The organism is Cupriavidus sp. IK-TO18, assembly GCF_015549295.1.
GTDB classification, from domain to species: Bacteria; Pseudomonadota; Gammaproteobacteria; order Burkholderiales; family Burkholderiaceae; genus Cupriavidus; species Cupriavidus oxalaticus_A.
In genome coordinates, this window is record NZ_JADGMP010000025.1 from 47,652 (window position 1) to 66,637 (window position 18,986).

The window sequence follows — 18,986 nt, forward strand, 5'->3', positions numbered from 1 at the left end:
TGTTTGGAAATCATGCTTGTCCCGGATCGCGTTCGCCGCGTGCAGTCAGCATCAGCATGACGGCTTCCGCTTTGTCGATGCGCCCGTCGGCACGCAGCGCTTGCGCGGCAGCCAGCCCCGCCCCCGCACACAGTTCGACCCAAAAACCGGCGGCAGCGAGTTGGCGGGTGCCCGCGCGTGCTGCAGCGTCATCGATGACCACCGCGCCACCTCCCGATTGCCTGACTGCGTGGACCTGCTGGGCAGTAACGGTTGACCCGGCGGTGGAAAATTGTTGGGTCGCGCCTGGGAAGTCGGACTGCTGCGACGCGCCCGCCAGCACGCGCGAAAGCCGTGGAAACGGCTCGATCGCCCAAAGGCGAGGCATCTTCGAGACGTGCCCCAGGGCGACGAGGTCCCGCAGCGCGCTATAGATGCCCCACAACAAATCCCCCCGCGCTGTTGGCACCATGACATGGTCGGGGCGGCATCCTTGAACCACCCACTCCAGTGCGACAGCGCGGTAACCTTCAACACCAAATACCGGGCTGCCCACTGCGGGCACGCTATAGTTGGTCAGCGCAAAGGCTCCCGCCTCCTTGACGCGGCGGCGGACATGTTCCCATCGCGCGTGACCGTTGTCGCAAATAACACGCCGTGCGCCGTAATAGCGCAACGCCGCGTCAAACACGGATGGAAGCGCCTGGTAGGTCGCGACTTCGCAGGCCAGACCCGCGGCGGCGCAATAGGCCGCGGCCGAGACTGCGGCGTTGCCGCTTGACGCCAGTACCACCTCGCTCGCGCCAATATCGAGAGCCCGGCTTACGGCCTGCGCCGACATGCGATCCTTGTGCGATCCCGTAGGATTTGCGCCTTCATTCTTGAGCCAGATGGAGGCCACGTCTGCTAGCGAAGCAAGGGTCCGAACCGGCACGCATGGCGTGGCGCCCTCTCCCAGCGACACGCCTTCCAGGTAGGGCTGCCAATGCCCCCACATATAACTTCCGCTTTTTGGTGCAAAATCCAGTGCCTGGAGGTGGTAGACCACTTCGAGACTGCTTGGCCGGCCAGCGCTTGCGCAGGCCGTGCACCCTTCCGGCATGTCACTGACCGGATATTGGGCGTGACACGTAATGCATTGCAGGGCGTGCATCGCCGGGTTGACAAGCGGTTCGGTGAGATGCGGAGAGTGGCTGGCGCGCATGGTAGAAGCCCAGGTGATAGTGACCTGAGTCTATGCGAAGGCACCCTGGGGCAACGCGGGCGTTTCGATAATCAAGTTAAGTAAAACTTATAGGGTGGATATGGGAACAGCCGCCGACATCGTGATCAGCGCTCGGCAAATCGAGGTGTTTCGCATGGTGATGCGTCTGGGATCGGCGCGCCGGGCCGCCGAAGCGTTGCACATCAGCCAGCCCGCCGTGACACAGATCGTGCTACAACTGGAAAACGCAGCGCGGTTAAGACTGTTCGATCGAACCAAAGGCCGTATGGTGCCGACACCGGAGGCGGCGTCGCTGATGGACGAAGTCGAGCGCGTCTATGTCGGGCTTAACGCTGTGCAACGCAAGATCGATCAATTGCGTTCCCACGAAGACACGGTCCTGCGCGTGGGGGCCTTGCACGCCATGGCGTCCAGCGTGATGCCGTCTTCGGTGGCCGATTTCATTTACAGCTATCCCCGCGTTCGTTGCCAGCTGGAGGTCGACAGCTCGCGGGGCTTGCGCGAACGCTTGCTTCAACGCGAACTCGATATCGCGTTCATGGGCGACGAGGCGGACACCAGTGGTCTGACTGCGTCCGAATTCTATTCAGTGCAGGCCGTTTGCGTCGCGCCCGCGACGCATCCTTTCGCGACGCGCGCAAAGGTCGGAATCGAGGATCTGATCGACGTACCGTTAATCGGCTTGGACGCTGCGGATCCTGCGCAACGCCGGCTGCAAGCGTGCTTTGCCGAGCTCGGCATCGAGCCGCGTTTCGTGGCAACCACACCTTATAGCCACACGCAGTGTTCCCTCGCCTTGGCCGGCGCTGGCCTCGCGATCACCAATCCATTGGTGGCCCGTATCTACGTAGCCCTCGGGCTGCGAAGCGTACCACTCACCGCGCCCGTTCGGTTCCGGGCAATCCTTGCCTTTCATCCGACCCAAGGCCAATCCACTGCGGCCCAGCAGTTCGTAAGCCTGTGCCGTCAGCGCCTGGCTGCTCTGCAGTGATAACTGCGTAGCAACGCGGGGCGCTCATGCGGAGCGCCCCGTAGTTTGTTCTGATCAGGCGGCAATTACCTTTGAGCGCCTTCCTCGATCAAGCCATCGCGGTTAGTAATTCTCGCGCCATCCAGGAACACGTCTGGGCGATCGATGATTGCTCTGCCGCCATTGGTATAGATATCTTGCGTCCCAATCCTGGCGCCATCGGTATAGACATCACGCATGCCGATGCCAGCATGCGCGACACCGGCGCCGCCGAAGGCGGCAACCGCCGACATCAGCAACAAGATTTGCTTTGACATTTTCCATCTCCTTTTCAGGCAACTACCTAGTGCCGTCCGATATGATCAGTGCGCTGCAACTCAAGCAGCCTGGGATAGCCTGATGACGATCCGCGACGGGTTTAGCCTCGAACAGGCTAATCGCCTGTCCTTGGTACGTAGTGTGCGCAACGGACCTCACGGCTTTGTCCGTTAAAGATCAAATTTTTGTCACGGCGCACCATGGCATGCGAGGTGCCACCGCATCGCGTTCCAGGAGCGATCAACGGGCTGCCATGCGACGTGGGCGTGGGACGGTGGCAAGAACGGACTTAAGCCTGCGCTAGCGGGGGCCGTCTGGCGCTCGGACATCGCGCGCGCGAGTGCGTCGCTGCGCTACCGGTCAGCGGACGCCACCTGCGTGCGGGTCAGGTGTTCGAGAACCGCCTTGCGCTCTATCTCTGCGGCGGCGCGCGCGGTAAAGATGCGGTACACGTAGTCCATCAGGACTTCTTCCTCATGCATCTTTCGAATGTTGAGGAAGGCCATGTGGCCGATGACCTTGCCCTGGCTGTCCTGAATCGGCAGACCGTAATAGCATTCGAAGCCCTGCTCCCGCGGAAACAGCTTGCCGATACCCTCTGGGTAGAACACAGGCAAGCCCTGCTCGAACACCGCCTCGCAAGGGGTGCCGGCCAGGTCGTACTCGACGTTGTCGCGGAACGCGTCCTTGAACCAGAAGGCCAGCGTGTGGACCCGCCGCGGTGGCCACCCTGTGCATTCCGTCACGAAAGCGCACGGGACATCGAGCGCGGCAGCGAAATGGCGGACAAGCGCGCGGAAGAATTCGTCGCCACAAGTGCCGGAAGTCCCCTCGACGATGTGCCTGAGTATGTCCTCGACACGCTTGATGCGCGTCACGTCGGTATCCATGCCGATTAACCGCAATGGCTTGCCGTTGGCATGACGGATGGCGCTGCCCAGGGAATTGACCCACCGGTAGTGTCCGTCCTTGTGCATCAACCGGCACTGCTGTTGATAGCGCGGGCTTGCACCCTCGACGTGCCGCGCGATTGCCTGCTCAACGGCGACCCGATCGGCGGGATGAAGCCGTTCCGTCCAGGCCTGCAGGGTGTCTGGCAGTTCGTCGTCCTCAAAGCCGAGCATGGCCTTCCAGCGCTCGGAGAGATGGAATTCGTTGGTCTGGAGATTCCATTCCCACATGCCATCGTCGGCGCTACGCATGGCCAGGGCGTAGCGCTCCTCGCTCGAGCGCAGCGCGACCTCCTGCTGCCGGCGCTGCTGCACGGACAACGCCAGTTCGGTTTGCGCGGCTTCGACGCACGCGCGCAAATCCGTAACGACCTGGCGAATCTGCTCGAACTCATCAGGGAACCTGTCCTGCCCGGCGCCCGCATTGCGTGAGGCCACGGAGGTGACGCAAGTGCGTAACAACGCGTCCAGCGGACGTCGCCAGAAGGCGTGAACGGCAAGCGCGAGGATGCCGAGCATAAGTGCCAAGCCGACCGCAACCACCAGCACAATGCCCGAACGCGTGCCGGGAGGGCCGGCTCCGGGCACCCAGCCGACCAGAAGATAAGCCACCAGCGCCAGGCTGATCAATGCCGGCGGCAGCAGCAGCTTTGCTTTCAGGCCCATCTTGGCTCTCTTTCTGTGGCGCCAACCGGTGCGGCCTGGCATCCACAACAAGTGCTTTTTGCTTGACAGCTTAAGCGGCCTCAGTGGAAACACGCGATGCCGGCTCCGTACCTCGTGACGCGTCGCCGCAAGCCCTACCTAACATAGTCCACGAATTCGTCACCAACCAGTGCGGCGGCATCGCCAGCGCCCTTTCCCCCTGCGATCGGCGGAGTTAATTGAAGGCGCCGTGAGGGTTTCGTGATCTTTGTCGGCGAGAGTGGTACGGAGGACAACCACGACCGACAGGACTTGCGATGCGATCCACCAGCCCCTTGCCTGACTTCGGCGCCGCCGTCCCGCCCCGGGCCGGGATCGGCCTGCGCGCACCACACTATCGCCAGGTCCTCGCGCAAACGCCGCGCACAGGGTGGTTCGAAGTCCATAGTGAGAACTACTTCGGTGACGGCGGCCAGCCCCTGCACTACCTCGCGCAGGTGCGCGCCGCCTACCCGCTGAGCCTGCATGGCGTAGGCCTGTGCCTGGGCGCGACGGATCGGCCCGATCGCGATCACCTGCGTCGTCTGGCGGCCCTGATCCGGCGCTTCGAGCCAGGGCTGGTATCCGAACACCTGAGCTGGGGCCGCATCGGTGATCGCTACCTCAATGACTTGCTGCCCCTCCCCTACACCGAAGAATCGCTCGCGATCGTGTGCGCCCATGTGGCGGAAGTCCAGGATTACCTGCAACAGCCGTTGCTGGTGGAGAACATCACCAGCTACCTCCGATTCACTCACTCCACGATTGCCGAACCCGAATTCCTGGCGGCGCTGGTAGCGCGGACAGGATGTGGCATCCTGCTCGACGTCAATAACATCTACGTGAACGCGATGAACCACGGTAGCGATGCATTGAGCTATATCGATGCGATCCCTTTGGGCGTGGTGAGGGAGATCCACCTGGCTGGCTTTGACGTCATCGATGGCATGCTGATCGATACCCACGGCCAGCGCGTGGCCGAGCCCGTATGGCATCTCTACCGCCATGCGCTCGCCCGCTTTGGCCCGCTGCCCACGCTGATCGAGTGGGATACCGACATTCCCGCGCTCTCAGTGCTGCTGGACGAAGCCCGCAGGGCCGATCAGATGCTGGAGATTGAAGATGCCTTCATTGCATGAGATCCAGACCCGCTTTGCCCGGGCGCTGTTCGGGCAGGACCCGACAGCTCTCGCCGGCTATATCGTCGATGGGGCCATTGACGCGCAACGATGCCTCGACGTCTACGCGGGCAACGTACACCAGAACCTGTGCGAGGCCCTGGGCGCCGTATTCCCCGTGATTTCGTGCCTGGTGGGCCAGCGGTTCTTTGATGCCACGGCTGGCCGGTATATCCGGGCCTGCCCCTCCACCAGCGGTGATATCCAGCGCTTCGGCCAGAGCTTTCCAGATTTCCTCGCACAATTCGAGCCGGCTGCTGGCTTGCGCTACCTGCCTGATGTGGCTAGGCTGGAGTGGCTCATGCATGAAGCCTTTCACGCTGCCGACGCGGCGCCGCTGACGCTCGATCGCCTCGCCACCCTAGGCACACTCGCCGAGGCCGAGGCGACGTGCCTGCAGCTGCGGCTGGCCCCGGCCTGCCGCTTGCTCGCGTCGCCGTTCCCCGTATTGCGCATCTGGCAGTCGAACCAGCCGGACGCCGAGGAGGACGCAGAGATCGACGCCGGCAGCGGCGGCGACTGGTTGCTGGTCAGGCGCAGCGGCTTTGCGGTTGAAGCGCAGTCATTGGAGGTTGGGGAATACGCCATGCTCGAAGCGCTGCATGGCGGTGCCGCGCTGGAGCCGGCTTATCGACAGGCGCTGCAAGTCGCGCCCGACTTCGCGCTGGCCGGCTTTCTTGAGCGTCGCATCCTGGACGCGACGATCCATGATTTTGAAGTACGCGCCGCCTGACCTTATCCTCGTTCCAGGTCGATCGTGAAGGCAGTGCCCTGGCCGAGCGCGCTGCACACGCGGATCTCGCCGCCGTGCAACTGTACGATACGCCGGCTGATGGCGAGGCCCAGGCCGACATGGCTGCCATTATCGGACTCCGTACGCTCCACGCGATAGTAACGGTCAAAGACACCCTGCACCTGGCTCGCGTCGATGCCCTCGCCGGTGTCTCGCACGGTCAGTTCCACACGCTCCCCCACCGGCTGCACATCGACGCTGATCTTGCCGCCGGCAGGCGTATAGCGCATGGCATTCTCGATCAGGTTCTCCAGCACCCGCTCGATCATGCCGATGTCGGCGTTCACCGGAGGGCAGCCCGGACCCGACGTCGCCAGCAAGGCCAGCCCCCGCTTGTTTGCCGCCAGGGCGAACTTCTGCACCACGTCCTGCGCCAGTTCAGACAACGGGAAGCGTTCCAGCCGCGGCTGGACTTCTTGAGCTTCGAGCTTGGTCAGGTCAAACAGGTCCTGCACCAGCTTGCCAAGGCGCTCGCAGTGCCTGGTGGCCACCTGCAGGTAGCGGTTGCGGTCATCGGGCGTCATTTCTTCTGCCTTCAGCAGCAGCATTTCCAGGTAACCTTGCATCGACGCGAGCGGCGTACGCAGGTCGTGCGAAACATTGGCAAGCAGTTCGCGCCGTTGCTGATCCACTTGTCCCAACTGCGCAAGCTGGGTGACGATGCGCTCGGACATCTCCTCGAAGGCCGTGCTGAGTTTCTGGATCTCGTCGTCCGCACGGCTGCCCTGCGCCAGTCGCACCGGCGTGGAAAACCCGCCCGCGCGGAATGCCTCAATGGCGTCGGACAGCACGCGCAAACGCACCGTCAACAGCCGGAACACGATCAGCGCCGCCACAAGGCTGAAGGCAACCGTCCCGATGATGAGGTCGGTCGCCAGTTCGAGCAGGCGCTGCGTCTCGATCATCTTCTGTGAGGCAAGGATCATCAGCGCGCCAATGGTGATGAACACCACCATCAGCACGATTGCCACTCTCCCGTACAGGGTTCGGAACATGAGGCCCCCTGCCCCTTACGTGTTGCTGAACTTGTAGCCCACGCCCCATACGGTCTGGATGTACTCCGGCGCATTGGGATCGAGCTCGATCTTGGCGCGCAGCCGGTTGATATGTGAGCTGACAGTGTGCTCGTAGCCACTATGGCTATAGCCCCAGACCTGGTCCAGCAGTTGGGCACGGCTGAAAACGCGTCCCGGATTGCTGGCAAAGTACAGCAGCAGCTGGAATTCCTTGGCGGTGAGGCAGATAGGCGCGCCACGCACGTTCACTTCGCGCTTGTCGATATCAATGTGCAGGGCTTTGACCTGCACCGTTCTGGGACGATCCGATGGCGGATTGACCAGGGTGTCGACCAGACGGAAGATCGCCTTGACCCGTGCGGTCAGCTCGAGGACGCTGAACGGCTTGGTCAGGTAGTCGTCGGCGCCCATCTCCAGTCCCAGCACCCTGTCGAGTTCGGTGGAGCGTGCCGTGAGCATCAGGATCGGGGTATAGCGCGGCTCCGCGCGCAGGCGCCGGCAGATCTCCAGCCCGTCGGCACCCGGCAGCATCAGGTCAAGGATGACGAGGTCATAGGGATGGCTGAGCGCTTCGTCCAGTCCCGCCCGGCCGTGGTTGATCACCTTCACGTCGCAGGACAGGCCGCTCACCTGCAGGCGTACCAGCTCGGCGATATCCGCGTCGTCCTCGATCACCAGCACCTGGCGCGACATGGTGTCACCTCATCGTTGAAAACGTGCGGCATGTCGGCGAGACCGTCGCGGGCCTCCTGGCTTGCGGCCCGCGCAGCCCCGCGTGTCCGTCAGACGTCAGACACTAGATCATTCTAGAACGCATTTCGTGGATGGAAAGCCATCCGTCGGCGTGGCGGCCGGCCTCGCCTGCTCTCCCGTCGTCCCCCGCCGCCCGCCCCCAACCTCGACCGCTCTCGCCCGTGCCTTGTGACGAATATTTGAGATTTGAGGGAAACCAGCGTGAATTCGCCTTTCCATACTGCCATCCAGAGACAGGTATCCCTCCCCTCCTGTCCTGAACCCAACCGAATACGGAGTGTGCATCATGAACAGCGATCAAATCATCCGCGGTGCCATTGCAGGCATGCTGGCGCTTGGTATTGCCGGCGCCACCTCCCAGGCCATGGCCGCGGCGGGCAGCCATGAAAAATGCGCCGGCATTGCCAAGGCCGGCAAGAACGACTGCGGCACCAGCAAGAGCTCCTGTGCTGCCACAGCGAAGGTCGATCGTGACGCGGAGGCCTGGATCCTCGTGCCCAAGGGCACTTGCGAAAAAATCTCCGGGGGCCGGCTGCAGACGTCCGAGTTCGCCAAGCCAGGTGGCAAGAGCGGCGAGCTCAGCCCGACCGCCAAGGCGGCCTCCCCGGCCTGAACGGCACCCGAGCCTGCAGCGGAATGCCGTGACGCGTCACCGCGTCACGGCTACCCCGGCCTGCCCCCGTCCTTGACCGCTTCGCAAGGTGGCCCAAAATGAAATGCACTACCCCCCTGTCGTCCGCGCCGCTGGATGTGGGCGGCAAAAAGTCTTCGCGCATCATTACCGCCGCACAGGCGGCAATCCGCCTGCTGCAAACCCTGGCTCCCGTGCTCGATCTCGGCATTCGTGTCCTGATCGGCCTGGTGTTCTTCCAGTCCGGGCTGACCAAGCTCGCCAGCTGGTCCACCACGCTTGCGCTGTTCGAAAGCGAGTACACCGTGCCGCTCCTGAACCCGGCCCTGGCCGCCTATCTTGGTACCGCCGCAGAGCTGAGCCTGCCGGTGCTGCTCGTGCTCGGGCTCGGCACGCGGGCCGCCGCGCTGGCCTTGTTCGTCTTCAACATCGTCGCAGTGATCTCGTATCCCGGATTGGGCGAAGTTGGCCTGAAGGACCACCAGTATTGGGGGCTGCTGCTGCTGGTCACGCTGCTGCATGGCCCCGGGCAGCTGTCGCTGGACCACCTGATCGACCGCTTCCTGCTGCGCGGCAAAGCCAGCCACTAGCTCGACAGTCACACGCGCCGTCCCAGGGCGAACAAGGAACCGTCATGCTTGCAGAAAACAACATCGTCATTGTCGGTGGCGGATTCGCCGGCACCACGCAGGCCCAGGCGCTGGAGAAGCGGACACCGCACAACTCCTTCCCGAGCTGCCCGCCTCGCTTGGCCTGGCCGCGGCACGCCATATGACCGCGCGCGGCATCCGGCTCAGGCTCGGCACCCGCGCCGCCCGCTGCGAAGCCGACACCGTGGTGCTCGCAGACGGCGAAAGGATCGAGGGCGCGACGGTGATCTGCACGGTCGGCACCAAGCCGAATCCGCTGGTCGCCACGCTCGAGCGCAATCTCGCGTTGGCCACCCGGCGCGGACGCATCGAGACCAACCCGGATATGTCGGTGCGCGGCATGCCCGGACTGTGGGCCATCGGCGATTGCGCACGCGTGGCCAATGCCGCCACCGATCGCAAAGGCGCAATGGCCAGCATCGGGCATATGAAGGGCGTTGCCCAGGTCTATGGCTTCAGCTTCTCCGGCTTGCCGGCCTGGCTGGCCTGGCGTGCGCTATACCTGATGCGTATGCCGACCCTCGGCCGCAAGCTGCGTCTCTGGGCCCACATGGCAACGCATAAAGCTTCCGGCGTACCGCGGGCGCCCCACCCTACCCCGACGCTAACCGGAGATCAACATGCTTAAAGGAAGATCCGCTATCGTTACCGGCTACAGCAGAGGTATCGTGCTTGGCGTTGCGCACGCCTTTGCCATCCGCGGCGCGGGTACGGCGTGCGTTGTGCGCTATTCGCCGGCGCGCCGGCCTAAACCGGTTCGCGACATGGCGGAATTTGCAGCTACCGAGTTCGGCAAGGTTGACCTCATCGTCAATAACGCAGGCATCCAACAGACAATGCCGCCTCCATGACCGCCACGGAGCTCGCCATGGATGGTGGCTGGACACAGCACTAGAGACACGCCATGCCGACCGATACTGGAGTGCAAGAGTCCGGCCAACCCAGCCAGGCCGTGAAGCCGGTCACGCTGGCGTTGCAGGGCGGAGGAGCCCATGGTGCCTTTGCCTGGGGCGTGCTGGATCGCCTGCTAGAAGACGGCCGGCTGGCGATCGAGGGCGTCAGCGCGACCAGTGCCGGCGCGATGAACGCCGCGGTACTCGCGTACGGCCTGCTCCAGGGCGGGCCGCCCCGCGCCCGCACCGCCCTGCACGACTTCTGGCGCGATATTGCCAGCACCGCGCGCGTCCACAGCCCGTTCCGCAAGCTGCCATGGGAATACTGGCTGTCCAGTGGCTATGGGCTCGATTACTCGCCGATGTACTTGTTGACGGACATCACGCTGCGGGTGCTGTCGCCCTACCAGTTCAACCCGCTCAATTTCAACCCGCTGCGCGATGTACTAGCCCGCCATGTTGACTTTGACGCGCTGAACCAGCGCTGCCCGATCCAGCTCTACCTGTGCGCGACCAACATCGAGAACGGGAAGATACGCGTGTTCTCACGCGACGACATCTCACTGAAGGCGGTGCTGGCGTCGGCCTGCCTGCCGTTCCTGTTCCAGGCCGTCGAAATCGACGGCGAACACTACTGGGACGGTGGCTATGTCGGCAACCCGGCCATTTTCCCGCTGATATACAACTGCGGCGCACGTGACGTGGTGATCGTCCATATCAATCCCATCGTGCGCAAGGGTGTGCCGAAGACCGCCGCGGAGATCCTCAACCGCATCAACGAGGTCAGCTTCAATTCCTCGTTGATCCGCGAACTGCGCGCGATCAGCTTTGTCACCCGACTGATCCAGGATGGCAAGGTCCGCGGCGGGGACATGAAGGAAATGCTGATCCACTCGATCCGATCCGACCAGACCATGATGGCGCTCGGCGTCTCCAGCAAGCTCAACGCGGACTGGGACTTTCTTTGCTACCTGCGCGACCAGGGCCGGGACCAGGCGGGGCGCTGGTTACAGCAGAACTATGACGCCATCGGTGAACGGTGCACCGTCGACCTGCAACAGGAATTTCTTTGATCCAACCACGCAGCGCTGCCGCAACGGACGGCGCCGATCTCTTCAATTACGCACCTAAAAGTGGCGGTTTCGCAATATCCGAGGTGACCTCAACGCGGATAGTGATTTTCATTTTTGGGGAACCGCGCGGCCGCCCGAGTACGGCGTCGAGTCGGGCAACGTTGACGAAAGACTGTTAACGGACTATATTCGGTCCAGTCATGTCATCCACAGGAGGGTGCGATGCGAATCGCCGATCACGTCAAGCCGATCAGCTATCTCAAGAGTGAAGCCGCGCAGATCGTCAAGGACCTCGCTGAATCCGGTGAACCATTAATCATCACCCAAAACGGCGAAGCCAAGCTCGTTGTCCAAGACGTGCGCAGCTACGAATCCGACCGGCAGACATTAGCCCTGCTAAAGATTCTGGCACTGGGGCAGAAGCAGATCGAGCAGGAGAAGTTTTCCGACATCGATGAGGTGTTCGCAGAGCTGGACGAACTGGACCGGAAAGAGAAGCAGCGCTGATGGCCTCCAAATTACTGAAGGCAAAGCTTCTCGACAGCGGTAAAACCGAACTGAAGCGGGTGCGCCGCTATGTGGTGGACGCATTTGGCATGGCCGCCTGGGAAGACTCATATGCTCAGATCCAGGCGTCCATGACTCGCATCCGGGAGTTTCCCGAATGCGGGCACATTGTCGATGAACTCAGTGGGCTAACCGCGAACAGGTTCCGCGAAGTGCATTGCGGAAAAAATCGCATTATTTATGAAGTCAGGGATGACACCATTTTTGTGCACTTGATCATAGATCAGCGTCGAGATCTGACTGCCCTGCTACAAAAAATCATCCTGCAGGTGTAAGAAGAGACGACCAGCGTCGCGAACCCTGGTCAATCCGGTTGTTCGTTGTCCGTCGACTGAAGCAGGTGGCCGTAGGCGTCAATTTCCTTTTGCGTTCGCACCTGGCTTTCCGCGATCTTCTCTGGTGTGACTTCGCCGTCGACAAATTCCACTGATACCCGGCTTACGCGTGAATCTCTGTCAACGATCCCCTGCAAGATCTTGTCCAATAGTTTTTCACCGGCTTGCAGACCGAGCGATCGTGGCACCAGTACCTTGACCAGCAGGATCTCATCGTCGGCGGCGCTTTGCGCCACACCCGCGAGTGCGGATTTCAGATAGCCCTTCAGTTTCAGGACGCTTAGGTCGCCGGGTACGCCAACATGCGATACCCGAATGGATTTGTGAGCCATGCCGTCTGTCTTGCGCGTGTTCTCGAAGCTCTGAATATACCGCACCGTTAAGGTTCGCCACCGCGTTCGCCCCGGATCCTGCCGGGGGCAGTCCACCGCTTCGATCGCGACAGCCTGTTGAAAACAAAGAAGAGGTTCCACAGGCGTTGCCTGTGGAACCTCCGAAGCCCGGCTGCCGTGGAAAGTGTCATCAGGACCGGAGGTCGGCACCCGGAGTGGAGACGCGATGAATGATGAATGTCACAGCTCGCGGAGCAACTCCGCGGCTTTCGGCCAGTTGCCATATCCGTCGAGCGGCGAGAGGTGGCCGATGTCGCCGCCATCGACGAAGCGGCTACCCCAGGCTTGCGCAAGGGCGTGGACCTGCTCGAATCCTCCGATCGGGTCGTTGCGGCTGCCGACCACGATGCTCGGGAACGGCAGGCGCGCCCTGGGCAGCGGCGTCCAGCCGTTGGCAGCCAGCGTCTGCGGATCGGAGTAGCCGGCGGGCAGGGGCGTGTCGAGGTCGGCGGGGGCCGCGAGCAAAGCGCCCTGGACCTCGCGCGTCGTCTGCTGCGCCCAGTGCACGGTGATGCAGCATCCCATGCTATGGGCCACCAGGACGATCGGCCCTTCGATGCCGCTGACGACGCGCTCGAGGTTCGCCACCCTGGCGCTGCGCAGGGCCTTGTCATGGTCGATCTGCGGCACGATCTGCACTGCCCTTCCCTGCGCTTGCAGTTGTTCGGCGAGCAGCGTTTGCCAGTGCTCCGGCATGTGGTCGCGAAGACCGGGAACAATCACGACCGTCGGCAGGTTGGTAGAAGTCATGGAAATCGATTTCCTCGGTTGAGATCCGGAGCGTGATCGCTCCCTGCCCTGCGGGATGTACGCAACGGTCAGAAGATATGGCGGATGCCCACGGCCGCACCGAACATGGACTTCTGCCCATTGGACAGCGAGTAGCTATTGCCCAGCGCCAGGCTGGTAGCGAAGCCGCTCGCTGCCGAGTCCATGGTCAGGCCTGCGTTGCGGGTATACGCAGTGGTCAGATACACGTCAGTCCGCTTCGAGAGCGCGTAGTCGGCGATCAGAGCGATCTGCCACGGATTTGCCGCGTGCGTGTTGCCGCCGACATTCTTCAGGTTCTGGTAGTCATACTCCAGCGTGAAGTCCAGCACAGCCGACACGCGGTACTGGCCACCGATCCAGTAGAAGTCGTCGCGCAGGAACTCCCTGCCGGTCTGGTCCTTGTTCTGCCCCCAGCGGTAGCCGCCCATCAACTTACCCGCGCCAATCGCATAGCTGGCCATGACGGCCGCCTTCTTCAACGTGCCGTTGCTCGTGCCGATCGTCGGGTTCCACTGGTCGTAGGCAACGCCCAGCCCGAGCGGGCCGTTCATGTAGGTCACGCCCGCACCGTAGGCCGAATCCCGGCGGAACTGGCCCGGCACTTCGCCGTTGCCGCCCAACGTGGGAATACCGGGATTGATCTGCGGCAGCGTCGTACCGACGCCGAACGACCAGTGCGCCATCCTCCATGGTTCATCGTTTTCATTTGATTGTTCTCAGGCTCAGTCACTACGACTTCCGGCGTCTGGTGCGCCGCTACTACAGGGGGGATGGGTCGTGCAATCCGCCCCCCAGTTCAACGATCGGCAGCCAGCACCCTCCCGGTATGCGGCGGCCTGCTGTGATCAGAAAGGACGGTCTCCGACGATGGTGGCGCGGTCCATCCTCCGGTGGCACGGCGGATAGTCCATGACGGCGTAATGCTGGGTCGAACGGTTGTCCCAGATGGCCACGCTGTTCTTCGTCCAGCGCCAGCGGACCTGGTGTTCGGGGATATAGGCCTGCGTGACCAGGTAGCGCAGCAGGTCGGCGCCGCCGGGGCTGTGGTCCTGCCCGAAGCGCACGCGCGCCGGCGTGTGGAAGTTGGTGAAGTGAGTGGTAAATCCGTTGACGAACAGCACCTTCTCGCCAGTCTCCGGGTGGGTCCGCACCACCGGGTGCTCGGCGTCAGGGAACTGGCTCTTCAGCGCCAGGCGCCGCTCGATTGGCATGGCGGCGCCAAAGCTCGCCTCGATGCTGTGACGCGCCCGCAGGTCGGCGATCTGCTCCTTGACGTGGCCGGGCAGGTTCTCGTACGCAAGCACCATGTTGGCCCACATGGTGTCGCCCCCGACTGGCGGGCACTCCCGGCACCGCAACACGGCGCCAAGCGGCGGCACTTCGCGCCAGGTCGCATCCGTGTGCCAGGCGTTCTCGTAGCGATCCGGCGGGTTGGCCGGCGTCTTGTAGATCTGCACCAACCCCGGATTCTCCGGGTCGCTGCCCGTCACGGGGTGATCCTCCAACTCCCCGAAGCGGTGCGCAAAGGCCACGTGCTGGGCAGCCGTGATGTCCTGGTCGCGCAGGAACAGCACGCGGTGTTTGAGCAGCGCTTCGCGGATGCCGGCGAACAGGCCATCATCATGGATCGCATCGGCCAGGCTGACCCCAATGAGTTCCGCGCCGATCGCACAGGTAAGTTGTTCAACTCGCATGGTCGATGGATGTCATTGCGGCTGGAGGTTGAAGGTCTTCACGATGCGGGCGTTGCGATCGAAATCGGCGCGCAGATCGTGGCTGAGCTGGCCAAGGCTCTGCGGCTGCAGCGGCTCGAACCCGAGCGCGGCAATCCGTTCCTGCACGCCGGCCCTGGAGGCTGCCTTGTGGACCGCGGCCTGGATCTTCTCGGTCAGCTCTGCCGGCACCGTGGACGACACGAACACGCCGGTCCAGTTGCTGAAGTCAACCTCCGGATAGCCCAGTTCGGCGAAGGTCGGCACCTGCGGGAGCATCGGCAAGCGCTGCCTGGCGGCCACGGCATAGGCCTTGAGCTTGCCCGCCTTTAGGTATGGCAGCGATGTCACCATGCCGTCATACATCACGGCGATCTGCCCGCCCATCACCTGCGTCAGGGCCTGCGGCGATCCCGCGAACGGGATGTTCTGGAGATCCATCCCCGCCTTCTGGTTCATGATCATGCCGGCGTACTGCGAGGCCGTGCCCGGGCCGTAGGTGGCAAAGCTCAGGTTACCCGGATGCGCTTTCACGTAGCTGATCAGCCCCGGCAGGTCCTTGGCGGGCAGGCCGGGCGCGCTGACGAGCAGCAGGGTCGACCTGGCCGCGGCCGCAACCGGCTTCACGTCCTTCATCGGATCGTAAGGCACCTTCATCGCGTGCGGGATTTCCGCGAACACGTTGGTCGCCGACACCAGGATGGTCTGGCCATCGGGCGGCGCCGCCAGCAATGCGCCGACCGCGATGGCACCGCCGGCACCCGGCTTGTTGTCGACAACCACGGGCTGGCCCAGGTCTGCCGTGAGTTGTTCGGACAGTATGCGGGCCATCACGTCCATCGTGCCGCCGGCAGGCGCTGGCACCAGTACGCGCACCGGCTTGTTGGTCCACGCCATGGCGGCGGGCATGGCAAGTGCAAGGATCGATGCGGCGACGACGCGGCGCACGCGCAGAACGGCAGGTCGGACTGACATCTTTGTCTCCATCTCGGTGTTTCCAGCAATGTGAACTTGCTTTCGAGGGCGCAGCCGTCCCCCACCCTCGCCCCGGCGAGGGGGGAAAAAGCGACCGCGGCATGGGAGGGACTACGGGACGGCTTTACGGCACCAGTACGGTGGCACCGCTCGTCTGCCTGTTTTCCAGCGCGCGATGGGCCTGCGCGGCCTCTTCCAGCGCAAACTGCTGCTTCGGCTCGCTGGTGATCTTTCCTGCTATCACCATGTCGAACACCTCGCTGGCCATGGCGAGCATGTGCGAGCGCGGGGTGGCATAGTGGACCATGGCCGGACGCGTGACCCAGAGCGAGCCCTTCGCCGCGAGCGTGCGGCTGTCGATCTCGACGGGGCCAGAAGTCGTGCCGTTGCTGACCAGCGTGCCGCGCACCTGCAGGCAGGACAGCGAGGCGTCCAGCGTCGACTTGCCGACCGAATCGAACACCACCGGAACCTTCTTGCCGTCGGTGATTTCCATCACGCGATCGACGATGTTCTCGCGCGAGGTGACGATGACGTGCGAACAGCCGTTGGCCCTGGCAAGCTCCGCCTTCTCGTCGGTGCTGACCGTCCCGATCATGTTCACGCCAAGCGCGCGTGCCCACTGGCAGGCGATCAGGCCCACGCCGCCGGCTGCGGCGTGATAGAGGATGGTTTCGCCGCCCTTGAGCGGGTAGACCTGTCGGAACAGGTATTGCGCCGTCAAGCCCTTCATGATGAGCGTCGAGGCGACGCGGTCGGAGACGCCGTCCGGCAGCGGGATCAGCCACTCGGCAGGCATGACCCGCACGTCCGAGTAGGCGCCCTGCGGGCCGAGCAGGTAGCCCACGCGGTCGCCCACGCGGATGTCGGTGACGCCGGGGCCCACTGCCTCGACCACACCCACGGCATCAGAGCCGAGGCCATTGGGCAGGTCCAGCGGGTAGTGGCCGGTGCGGAAATAGATATCGATGAAATTGACGGCGATGTAGCTGTGCCGCACGCGCGCCTGGCCGGGGCCGGGGTTGCCGACTTCCACGGTCTCGAGCTTGAGCACGTCTGCGCTGCCCGTCTCGTAGAACCGGATTGCTTTTGCCATGACTTGTCTCCTGAAATTCTTTGCTTATTGCCTCTGAGCGCGCCGGGGGCAATCCCTCTGCCCAGCGCGTCGGCGACTACATCGCTGTCTTGCCGCCATTGACTGCGACAATCTGGCCCGTTATGTACCTGGACCGTGGGGAGGCCAGGAACACGATGGCGTCGGCGACCTCCTCCGGGGTCCCGATGCGACCCGCCGGGATACTCGCGGCAACTGCCGCAACTTTCTCGGCGCCTCCCGCGATGCGATCCAGCATCCCGGTCTCGATCGGTCCAGGGGCAACCGCATTCACTCGTACATTCGATCTGGCCGCATCGAGTGCTGCGGCCTTGGTCAAGCCTTCGATTGCGTGCTTGCTGGCCACATACATCGGATTCTGTGCGTTGCCGCGGCTTCCCATGGTGGAGGAGAGGTTGATCACAACGCCCTCCTTCTGCTCCAGCATGACGCGCAACTCGTACTTCATGCTCAGGAACGTCCCAAGGACATTGGCGTCGAAGGTCGCTGCATAGGATTCCACCGTCTGGTCGACGATCGACCCTGGCGTGCCTTCCGTCCCGGCACTGTTCACTGCGACATCGAGCCGTCCAAAGCGGGTGACGGTGTGCTCGACAAGTTGGCGGACCTGCTCCTCATTAGCTACGTCAGCGGGCACGAACTCGGCTTCGGCACCGAGCTCCCGGAGTTGAGACACAAGTGCGGCGCCTGCGGTGGCATTGCGGCCGGAGCAAACCACTTGTGCCCCATCACGGCCAAATGCAAGCGCGGTTGCGCGGCCGATTCCAGACGTGGCTCCCGTAACGAGAACGACGGTACGAGTCATGACATTCCCTATTTGAATCAAGTCAAAACAGATCGATCCAGTTGCACCAATTCAGGCTGGAGTGCACACATCAACCGGATCGATTCATTGTCTGCGCCGTAGCCGGCGGCTCAGGCTGCGTTGCGCAGCGGCACGTTCTTGACACCAGGCTTGCGGTTCGGGGTCATGCCGTTGGCGGCCAGGGTTTCATCGACATCGTCGTACCAGGTGCCGATGCGGTAGATTTCCCGCGCTTCCTTGCCATCGGCGATCTCGCGGCCCAACTCCTTGGCGATACGCACGGTCTGCTGGATCTGCTGCACCGAGGTGAAGCGATTGCCGTGCTGATCGATGAGGGTGTCCTCGATGCCGCAGCGCACGTGCATACCCATTGCCAGCGCCATCGTGTTCCACGGCAGTACGTTCTTGAACAATGACTCCGAGGTGATGGTGCAGCCGTCCGGCGCCCGCTGGATGAAGTCGAACAGGTTGTACGGATGCGGTCCGTGGTGGCCGCCACCGATGCCGATGCAGGTAAGGTTCAGCGGGCCCTTGTAGAGGCCCCTGCGCACCATGCGGTCCAGCGTTTCGAGCGCATGCATGCCCACCAGCTGAAAGTGCGGCTGGATGCCGGCTTCCTGCAGGCGGCGCAGGTGCTCTTCCGCCCAGGCCGGGCCGGCCGGAACGATCATTTCACGGTAGGCGTCGTAGACGGCCGGGTTGGCCATGTGCGTGTTCTCGTAGAACTCCGGGTAGATCAACTCCATGATGTTCATCTGGATGGTGTTGAGTGCTACCGTCACCTGGTCCGGCTTGGGGTCGAGATCCGCCAGCGCGTGACGCGTGTCATCATCCAGCCACTTCGCGGCCTGGCCTTCATCTTCCGGTGCGAACGAGATCGAGCCGCCGACCTGGATGATCATGTCCGGCACCGCCTTGCGCACGCCGGCGATCAGTTCGTTGAACATGGACAGGCGCTTGGACCCCTTGCCATCCGGCTCACGTACGTGCAGGTGCAGCACGCTGGCGCCGGCCTCATAGCAATCCACCGCTTTCTGGATCTGCTCTTCCATGGTCACGGGGATGTCTTCGGGGAAATCTTCCGGCATCCACTCCGGGCCGTACGGAGCCACGGTGATGACCACCTTGTCCATGTTCTCGGGGTGCAGCGAGTCATCCAGAAATTGCATTTCTATCTCCTTGTTCATCGTCGATTCACGGGA

23 protein-coding genes and 1 pseudogene are annotated in these 18,986 nt (G+C 63.1%); 11 read left to right on the plus strand and 13 right to left on the minus strand.

What is annotated here, in order from left to right; all coding sequences use genetic code 11:
- Window positions 1-10: 10 nt before the first annotated feature.
- Complete coding sequence (locus tag IPF36_RS18020) at window positions 11-1,027, minus strand: pyridoxal-phosphate dependent enzyme (protein ID WP_368671169.1); 1,017 nt, start codon at window positions 1,025-1,027, stop codon at window positions 11-13.
- Between the two features lie 256 nt (window positions 1,028-1,283).
- Here IPF36_RS18020 and IPF36_RS18025 point away from each other — a divergent pair, with 256 nt between their 5' ends.
- Window positions 1,284-2,195: a LysR family transcriptional regulator gene (locus tag IPF36_RS18025; protein ID WP_133098099.1), complete on the plus strand. Its 912-nt coding sequence runs from the start codon at window positions 1,284-1,286 to the stop codon at window positions 2,193-2,195.
- A 65-nt stretch (window positions 2,196-2,260) separates the two neighbouring features.
- On the opposite strand, the gene IPF36_RS18030 is transcribed toward IPF36_RS18025, so the two are convergent.
- Window positions 2,261-2,491 (minus strand): hypothetical protein, encoded by a 231-nt coding sequence (locus IPF36_RS18030; RefSeq protein WP_133098098.1) that lies wholly within the window; start codon window positions 2,489-2,491, stop codon window positions 2,261-2,263.
- Window positions 2,492-2,845: 354 nt separating this feature from the next.
- Window positions 2,846-4,108, minus strand: coding sequence for a PAS domain-containing protein (locus tag IPF36_RS18035; protein WP_195429416.1), 1,263 nt, complete (start codon window positions 4,106-4,108; stop codon window positions 2,846-2,848).
- A 296-nt stretch (window positions 4,109-4,404) separates the two neighbouring features.
- Between IPF36_RS18035 and IPF36_RS18040 the strand changes: the two genes are divergently transcribed.
- Both IPF36_RS18040 and IPF36_RS18045 read left to right on the plus strand, forming a co-directional pair.
- On the plus strand, window positions 4,405-5,265 hold the full coding sequence (locus IPF36_RS18040; protein ID WP_195429418.1) for a DUF692 domain-containing protein: 861 nt from the start codon (window positions 4,405-4,407) through the stop codon (window positions 5,263-5,265).
- Window positions 5,249-6,037 carry a DUF2063 domain-containing protein gene (locus IPF36_RS18045; protein ID WP_133098095.1) on the plus strand — a complete coding sequence of 263 codons (789 nt, stop codon included), beginning with the start codon at window positions 5,249-5,251 and terminating at the stop codon, window positions 6,035-6,037. Before IPF36_RS18040 ends, IPF36_RS18045 begins: the two co-directional genes overlap by 17 nt.
- A 2-nt stretch (window positions 6,038-6,039) precedes the next feature.
- Here IPF36_RS18045 and IPF36_RS18050 read toward each other — a convergent pair whose 3' ends face one another.
- On the minus strand, window positions 6,040-7,053 hold the full coding sequence (locus tag IPF36_RS18050) for a cell wall metabolism sensor histidine kinase WalK (RefSeq protein ID WP_243737084.1): 1,014 nt from the start codon (window positions 7,051-7,053) through the stop codon (window positions 6,040-6,042).
- A gap of 54 nt (window positions 7,054-7,107) precedes the next feature.
- Complete coding sequence (locus IPF36_RS18055) at window positions 7,108-7,806, minus strand: response regulator transcription factor (protein ID WP_133098093.1); 699 nt, start codon at window positions 7,804-7,806, stop codon at window positions 7,108-7,110.
- A gap of 346 nt (window positions 7,807-8,152) precedes the next feature.
- On the opposite strand from IPF36_RS18055, the gene IPF36_RS18060 reads away from it, so the two are divergent.
- From IPF36_RS18060 to IPF36_RS18095, 8 genes are all read left to right on the plus strand, one after another.
- Window positions 8,153-8,479 carry a DUF2282 domain-containing protein gene (locus tag IPF36_RS18060; RefSeq protein ID WP_133098092.1) on the plus strand — a complete coding sequence of 109 codons (327 nt, stop codon included), beginning with the start codon at window positions 8,153-8,155 and terminating at the stop codon, window positions 8,477-8,479.
- Window positions 8,480-8,577: 98 nt separating this feature from the next.
- A complete protein-coding gene (locus IPF36_RS18065; RefSeq protein ID WP_207951295.1) occupies window positions 8,578-9,087 on the plus strand; it encodes a DoxX family protein in 510 nt (169 codons plus the stop codon).
- 44 nt (window positions 9,088-9,131) lie between these two features.
- Entirely contained in the window at window positions 9,132-9,272 is a 141-nt protein-coding gene (locus IPF36_RS18070) for a hypothetical protein (RefSeq protein WP_195429420.1), read from the plus strand.
- On the plus strand, window positions 9,269-9,775 hold the full coding sequence (locus IPF36_RS18075) for an FAD-dependent oxidoreductase (RefSeq protein WP_255519829.1): 507 nt from the start codon (window positions 9,269-9,271) through the stop codon (window positions 9,773-9,775). The genes IPF36_RS18070 and IPF36_RS18075 overlap by 4 nt, the downstream gene beginning before the upstream one ends.
- Window positions 9,768-9,998: a hypothetical protein gene (locus tag IPF36_RS18080; protein WP_195429422.1), complete on the plus strand. Its 231-nt coding sequence runs from the start codon at window positions 9,768-9,770 to the stop codon at window positions 9,996-9,998. The genes IPF36_RS18075 and IPF36_RS18080 overlap by 8 nt, the downstream gene beginning before the upstream one ends.
- A 53-nt stretch (window positions 9,999-10,051) precedes the next feature.
- Window positions 10,052-11,113, plus strand: a complete 1,062-nt coding sequence (locus tag IPF36_RS18085; RefSeq protein WP_133098091.1) for a patatin-like phospholipase family protein — start codon at window positions 10,052-10,054, stop codon at window positions 11,111-11,113.
- 222 nt (window positions 11,114-11,335) lie between these two features.
- Window positions 11,336-11,620 (plus strand): type II toxin-antitoxin system Phd/YefM family antitoxin, encoded by a 285-nt coding sequence (locus IPF36_RS18090; protein WP_133098090.1) that lies wholly within the window; start codon window positions 11,336-11,338, stop codon window positions 11,618-11,620.
- Window positions 11,620-11,955: a type II toxin-antitoxin system RelE/ParE family toxin gene (locus tag IPF36_RS18095; protein WP_133098089.1), complete on the plus strand. Its 336-nt coding sequence runs from the start codon at window positions 11,620-11,622 to the stop codon at window positions 11,953-11,955. Before IPF36_RS18090 ends, IPF36_RS18095 begins: the two co-directional genes overlap by 1 nt.
- 29 nt (window positions 11,956-11,984) lie before the next feature.
- Here IPF36_RS18095 and IPF36_RS18100 read toward each other — a convergent pair whose 3' ends face one another.
- The 8 genes and pseudogenes from IPF36_RS18100 to IPF36_RS18135 form a co-directional block, all read right to left on the minus strand.
- Window positions 11,985-12,488 carry a hypothetical protein gene (locus IPF36_RS18100; protein ID WP_243737080.1) on the minus strand — a complete coding sequence of 168 codons (504 nt, stop codon included), beginning with the start codon at window positions 12,486-12,488 and terminating at the stop codon, window positions 11,985-11,987.
- Window positions 12,489-12,587: 99 nt separating this feature from the next.
- Window positions 12,588-13,157, minus strand: a complete 570-nt coding sequence (locus IPF36_RS18105) for an alpha/beta hydrolase (RefSeq protein ID WP_133098088.1) — start codon at window positions 13,155-13,157, stop codon at window positions 12,588-12,590.
- Between the two features lie 68 nt (window positions 13,158-13,225).
- Window positions 13,226-13,858: pseudogene (locus IPF36_RS18110) on the minus strand (porin); the annotation flags it as partial.
- Window positions 13,859-14,023: 165 nt separating this feature from the next.
- Window positions 14,024-14,872, minus strand: a complete 849-nt coding sequence (locus tag IPF36_RS18115; RefSeq protein WP_133098086.1) for a TauD/TfdA family dioxygenase — start codon at window positions 14,870-14,872, stop codon at window positions 14,024-14,026.
- A 12-nt stretch (window positions 14,873-14,884) separates the two neighbouring features.
- Window positions 14,885-15,865 carry a tripartite tricarboxylate transporter substrate binding protein gene (locus IPF36_RS18120; RefSeq protein WP_133098085.1) on the minus strand — a complete coding sequence of 327 codons (981 nt, stop codon included), beginning with the start codon at window positions 15,863-15,865 and terminating at the stop codon, window positions 14,885-14,887.
- A 124-nt stretch (window positions 15,866-15,989) separates the two neighbouring features.
- Window positions 15,990-16,961 (minus strand): quinone oxidoreductase, encoded by a 972-nt coding sequence (locus tag IPF36_RS18125; RefSeq protein ID WP_195429426.1) that lies wholly within the window; start codon window positions 16,959-16,961, stop codon window positions 15,990-15,992.
- Between the two features lie 76 nt (window positions 16,962-17,037).
- Complete coding sequence (locus IPF36_RS18130) at window positions 17,038-17,784, minus strand: SDR family NAD(P)-dependent oxidoreductase (protein WP_133098083.1); 747 nt, start codon at window positions 17,782-17,784, stop codon at window positions 17,038-17,040.
- Window positions 17,785-17,894: 110 nt separating this feature from the next.
- Window positions 17,895-18,953 (minus strand): 3-keto-5-aminohexanoate cleavage protein, encoded by a 1,059-nt coding sequence (locus tag IPF36_RS18135; protein WP_133098082.1) that lies wholly within the window; start codon window positions 18,951-18,953, stop codon window positions 17,895-17,897.
- Window positions 18,954-18,986: the final 33 nt, after the last annotated feature.

What these genes read in the sequence shown, in the direction of transcription:
- IPF36_RS18050 (WP_243737084.1), bottom strand. Translation starts at nt 7,053, where the DNA reads ATGGTGGTGTTCATCACCATTGGCGCGCTGATGATCCTTGCCTCACAG.
- IPF36_RS18075 (WP_255519829.1), top strand. Translation starts at nt 9,269, where the DNA reads ATGACCGCGCGCGGCATCCGGCTCAGGCTCGGCACCCGCGCCGCCCGC.
- IPF36_RS18040 (WP_195429418.1), top strand. Translation starts at nt 4,405, where the DNA reads ATGCGATCCACCAGCCCCTTGCCTGACTTCGGCGCCGCCGTCCCGCCC.
- IPF36_RS18115 (WP_133098086.1), bottom strand. Translation starts at nt 14,872, where the DNA reads ATGCGAGTTGAACAACTTACCTGTGCGATCGGCGCGGAACTCATTGGG.
- IPF36_RS18095 (WP_133098089.1), top strand. Translation starts at nt 11,620, where the DNA reads ATGGCCTCCAAATTACTGAAGGCAAAGCTTCTCGACAGCGGTAAAACC.
- IPF36_RS18080 (WP_195429422.1), top strand. Translation starts at nt 9,768, where the DNA reads ATGCTTAAAGGAAGATCCGCTATCGTTACCGGCTACAGCAGAGGTATC.
- IPF36_RS18105 (WP_133098088.1), bottom strand. Translation starts at nt 13,157, where the DNA reads ATGACTTCTACCAACCTGCCGACGGTCGTGATTGTTCCCGGTCTTCGC.
- IPF36_RS18030 (WP_133098098.1), bottom strand. Translation starts at nt 2,491, where the DNA reads ATGTCAAAGCAAATCTTGTTGCTGATGTCGGCGGTTGCCGCCTTCGGC.
- IPF36_RS18060 (WP_133098092.1), top strand. Translation starts at nt 8,153, where the DNA reads ATGAACAGCGATCAAATCATCCGCGGTGCCATTGCAGGCATGCTGGCG.
- IPF36_RS18065 (WP_207951295.1), top strand. Translation starts at nt 8,578, where the DNA reads ATGAAATGCACTACCCCCCTGTCGTCCGCGCCGCTGGATGTGGGCGGC.
- IPF36_RS18135 (WP_133098082.1), bottom strand. Translation starts at nt 18,953, where the DNA reads ATGCAATTTCTGGATGACTCGCTGCACCCCGAGAACATGGACAAGGTG.
- IPF36_RS18120 (WP_133098085.1), bottom strand. Translation starts at nt 15,865, where the DNA reads ATGTCAGTCCGACCTGCCGTTCTGCGCGTGCGCCGCGTCGTCGCCGCA.
- IPF36_RS18035 (WP_195429416.1), bottom strand. Translation starts at nt 4,108, where the DNA reads ATGGGCCTGAAAGCAAAGCTGCTGCTGCCGCCGGCATTGATCAGCCTG.
- IPF36_RS18085 (WP_133098091.1), top strand. Translation starts at nt 10,052, where the DNA reads ATGCCGACCGATACTGGAGTGCAAGAGTCCGGCCAACCCAGCCAGGCC.
- IPF36_RS18025 (WP_133098099.1), top strand. Translation starts at nt 1,284, where the DNA reads ATGGGAACAGCCGCCGACATCGTGATCAGCGCTCGGCAAATCGAGGTG.
- IPF36_RS18055 (WP_133098093.1), bottom strand. Translation starts at nt 7,806, where the DNA reads ATGTCGCGCCAGGTGCTGGTGATCGAGGACGACGCGGATATCGCCGAG.
- IPF36_RS18045 (WP_133098095.1), top strand. Translation starts at nt 5,249, where the DNA reads ATGCCTTCATTGCATGAGATCCAGACCCGCTTTGCCCGGGCGCTGTTC.
- IPF36_RS18130 (WP_133098083.1), bottom strand. Translation starts at nt 17,784, where the DNA reads ATGACTCGTACCGTCGTTCTCGTTACGGGAGCCACGTCTGGAATCGGC.
- IPF36_RS18070 (WP_195429420.1), top strand. Translation starts at nt 9,132, where the DNA reads ATGCTTGCAGAAAACAACATCGTCATTGTCGGTGGCGGATTCGCCGGC.
- IPF36_RS18125 (WP_195429426.1), bottom strand. Translation starts at nt 16,961, where the DNA reads ATGGCAAAAGCAATCCGGTTCTACGAGACGGGCAGCGCAGACGTGCTC.
- IPF36_RS18090 (WP_133098090.1), top strand. Translation starts at nt 11,336, where the DNA reads ATGCGAATCGCCGATCACGTCAAGCCGATCAGCTATCTCAAGAGTGAA.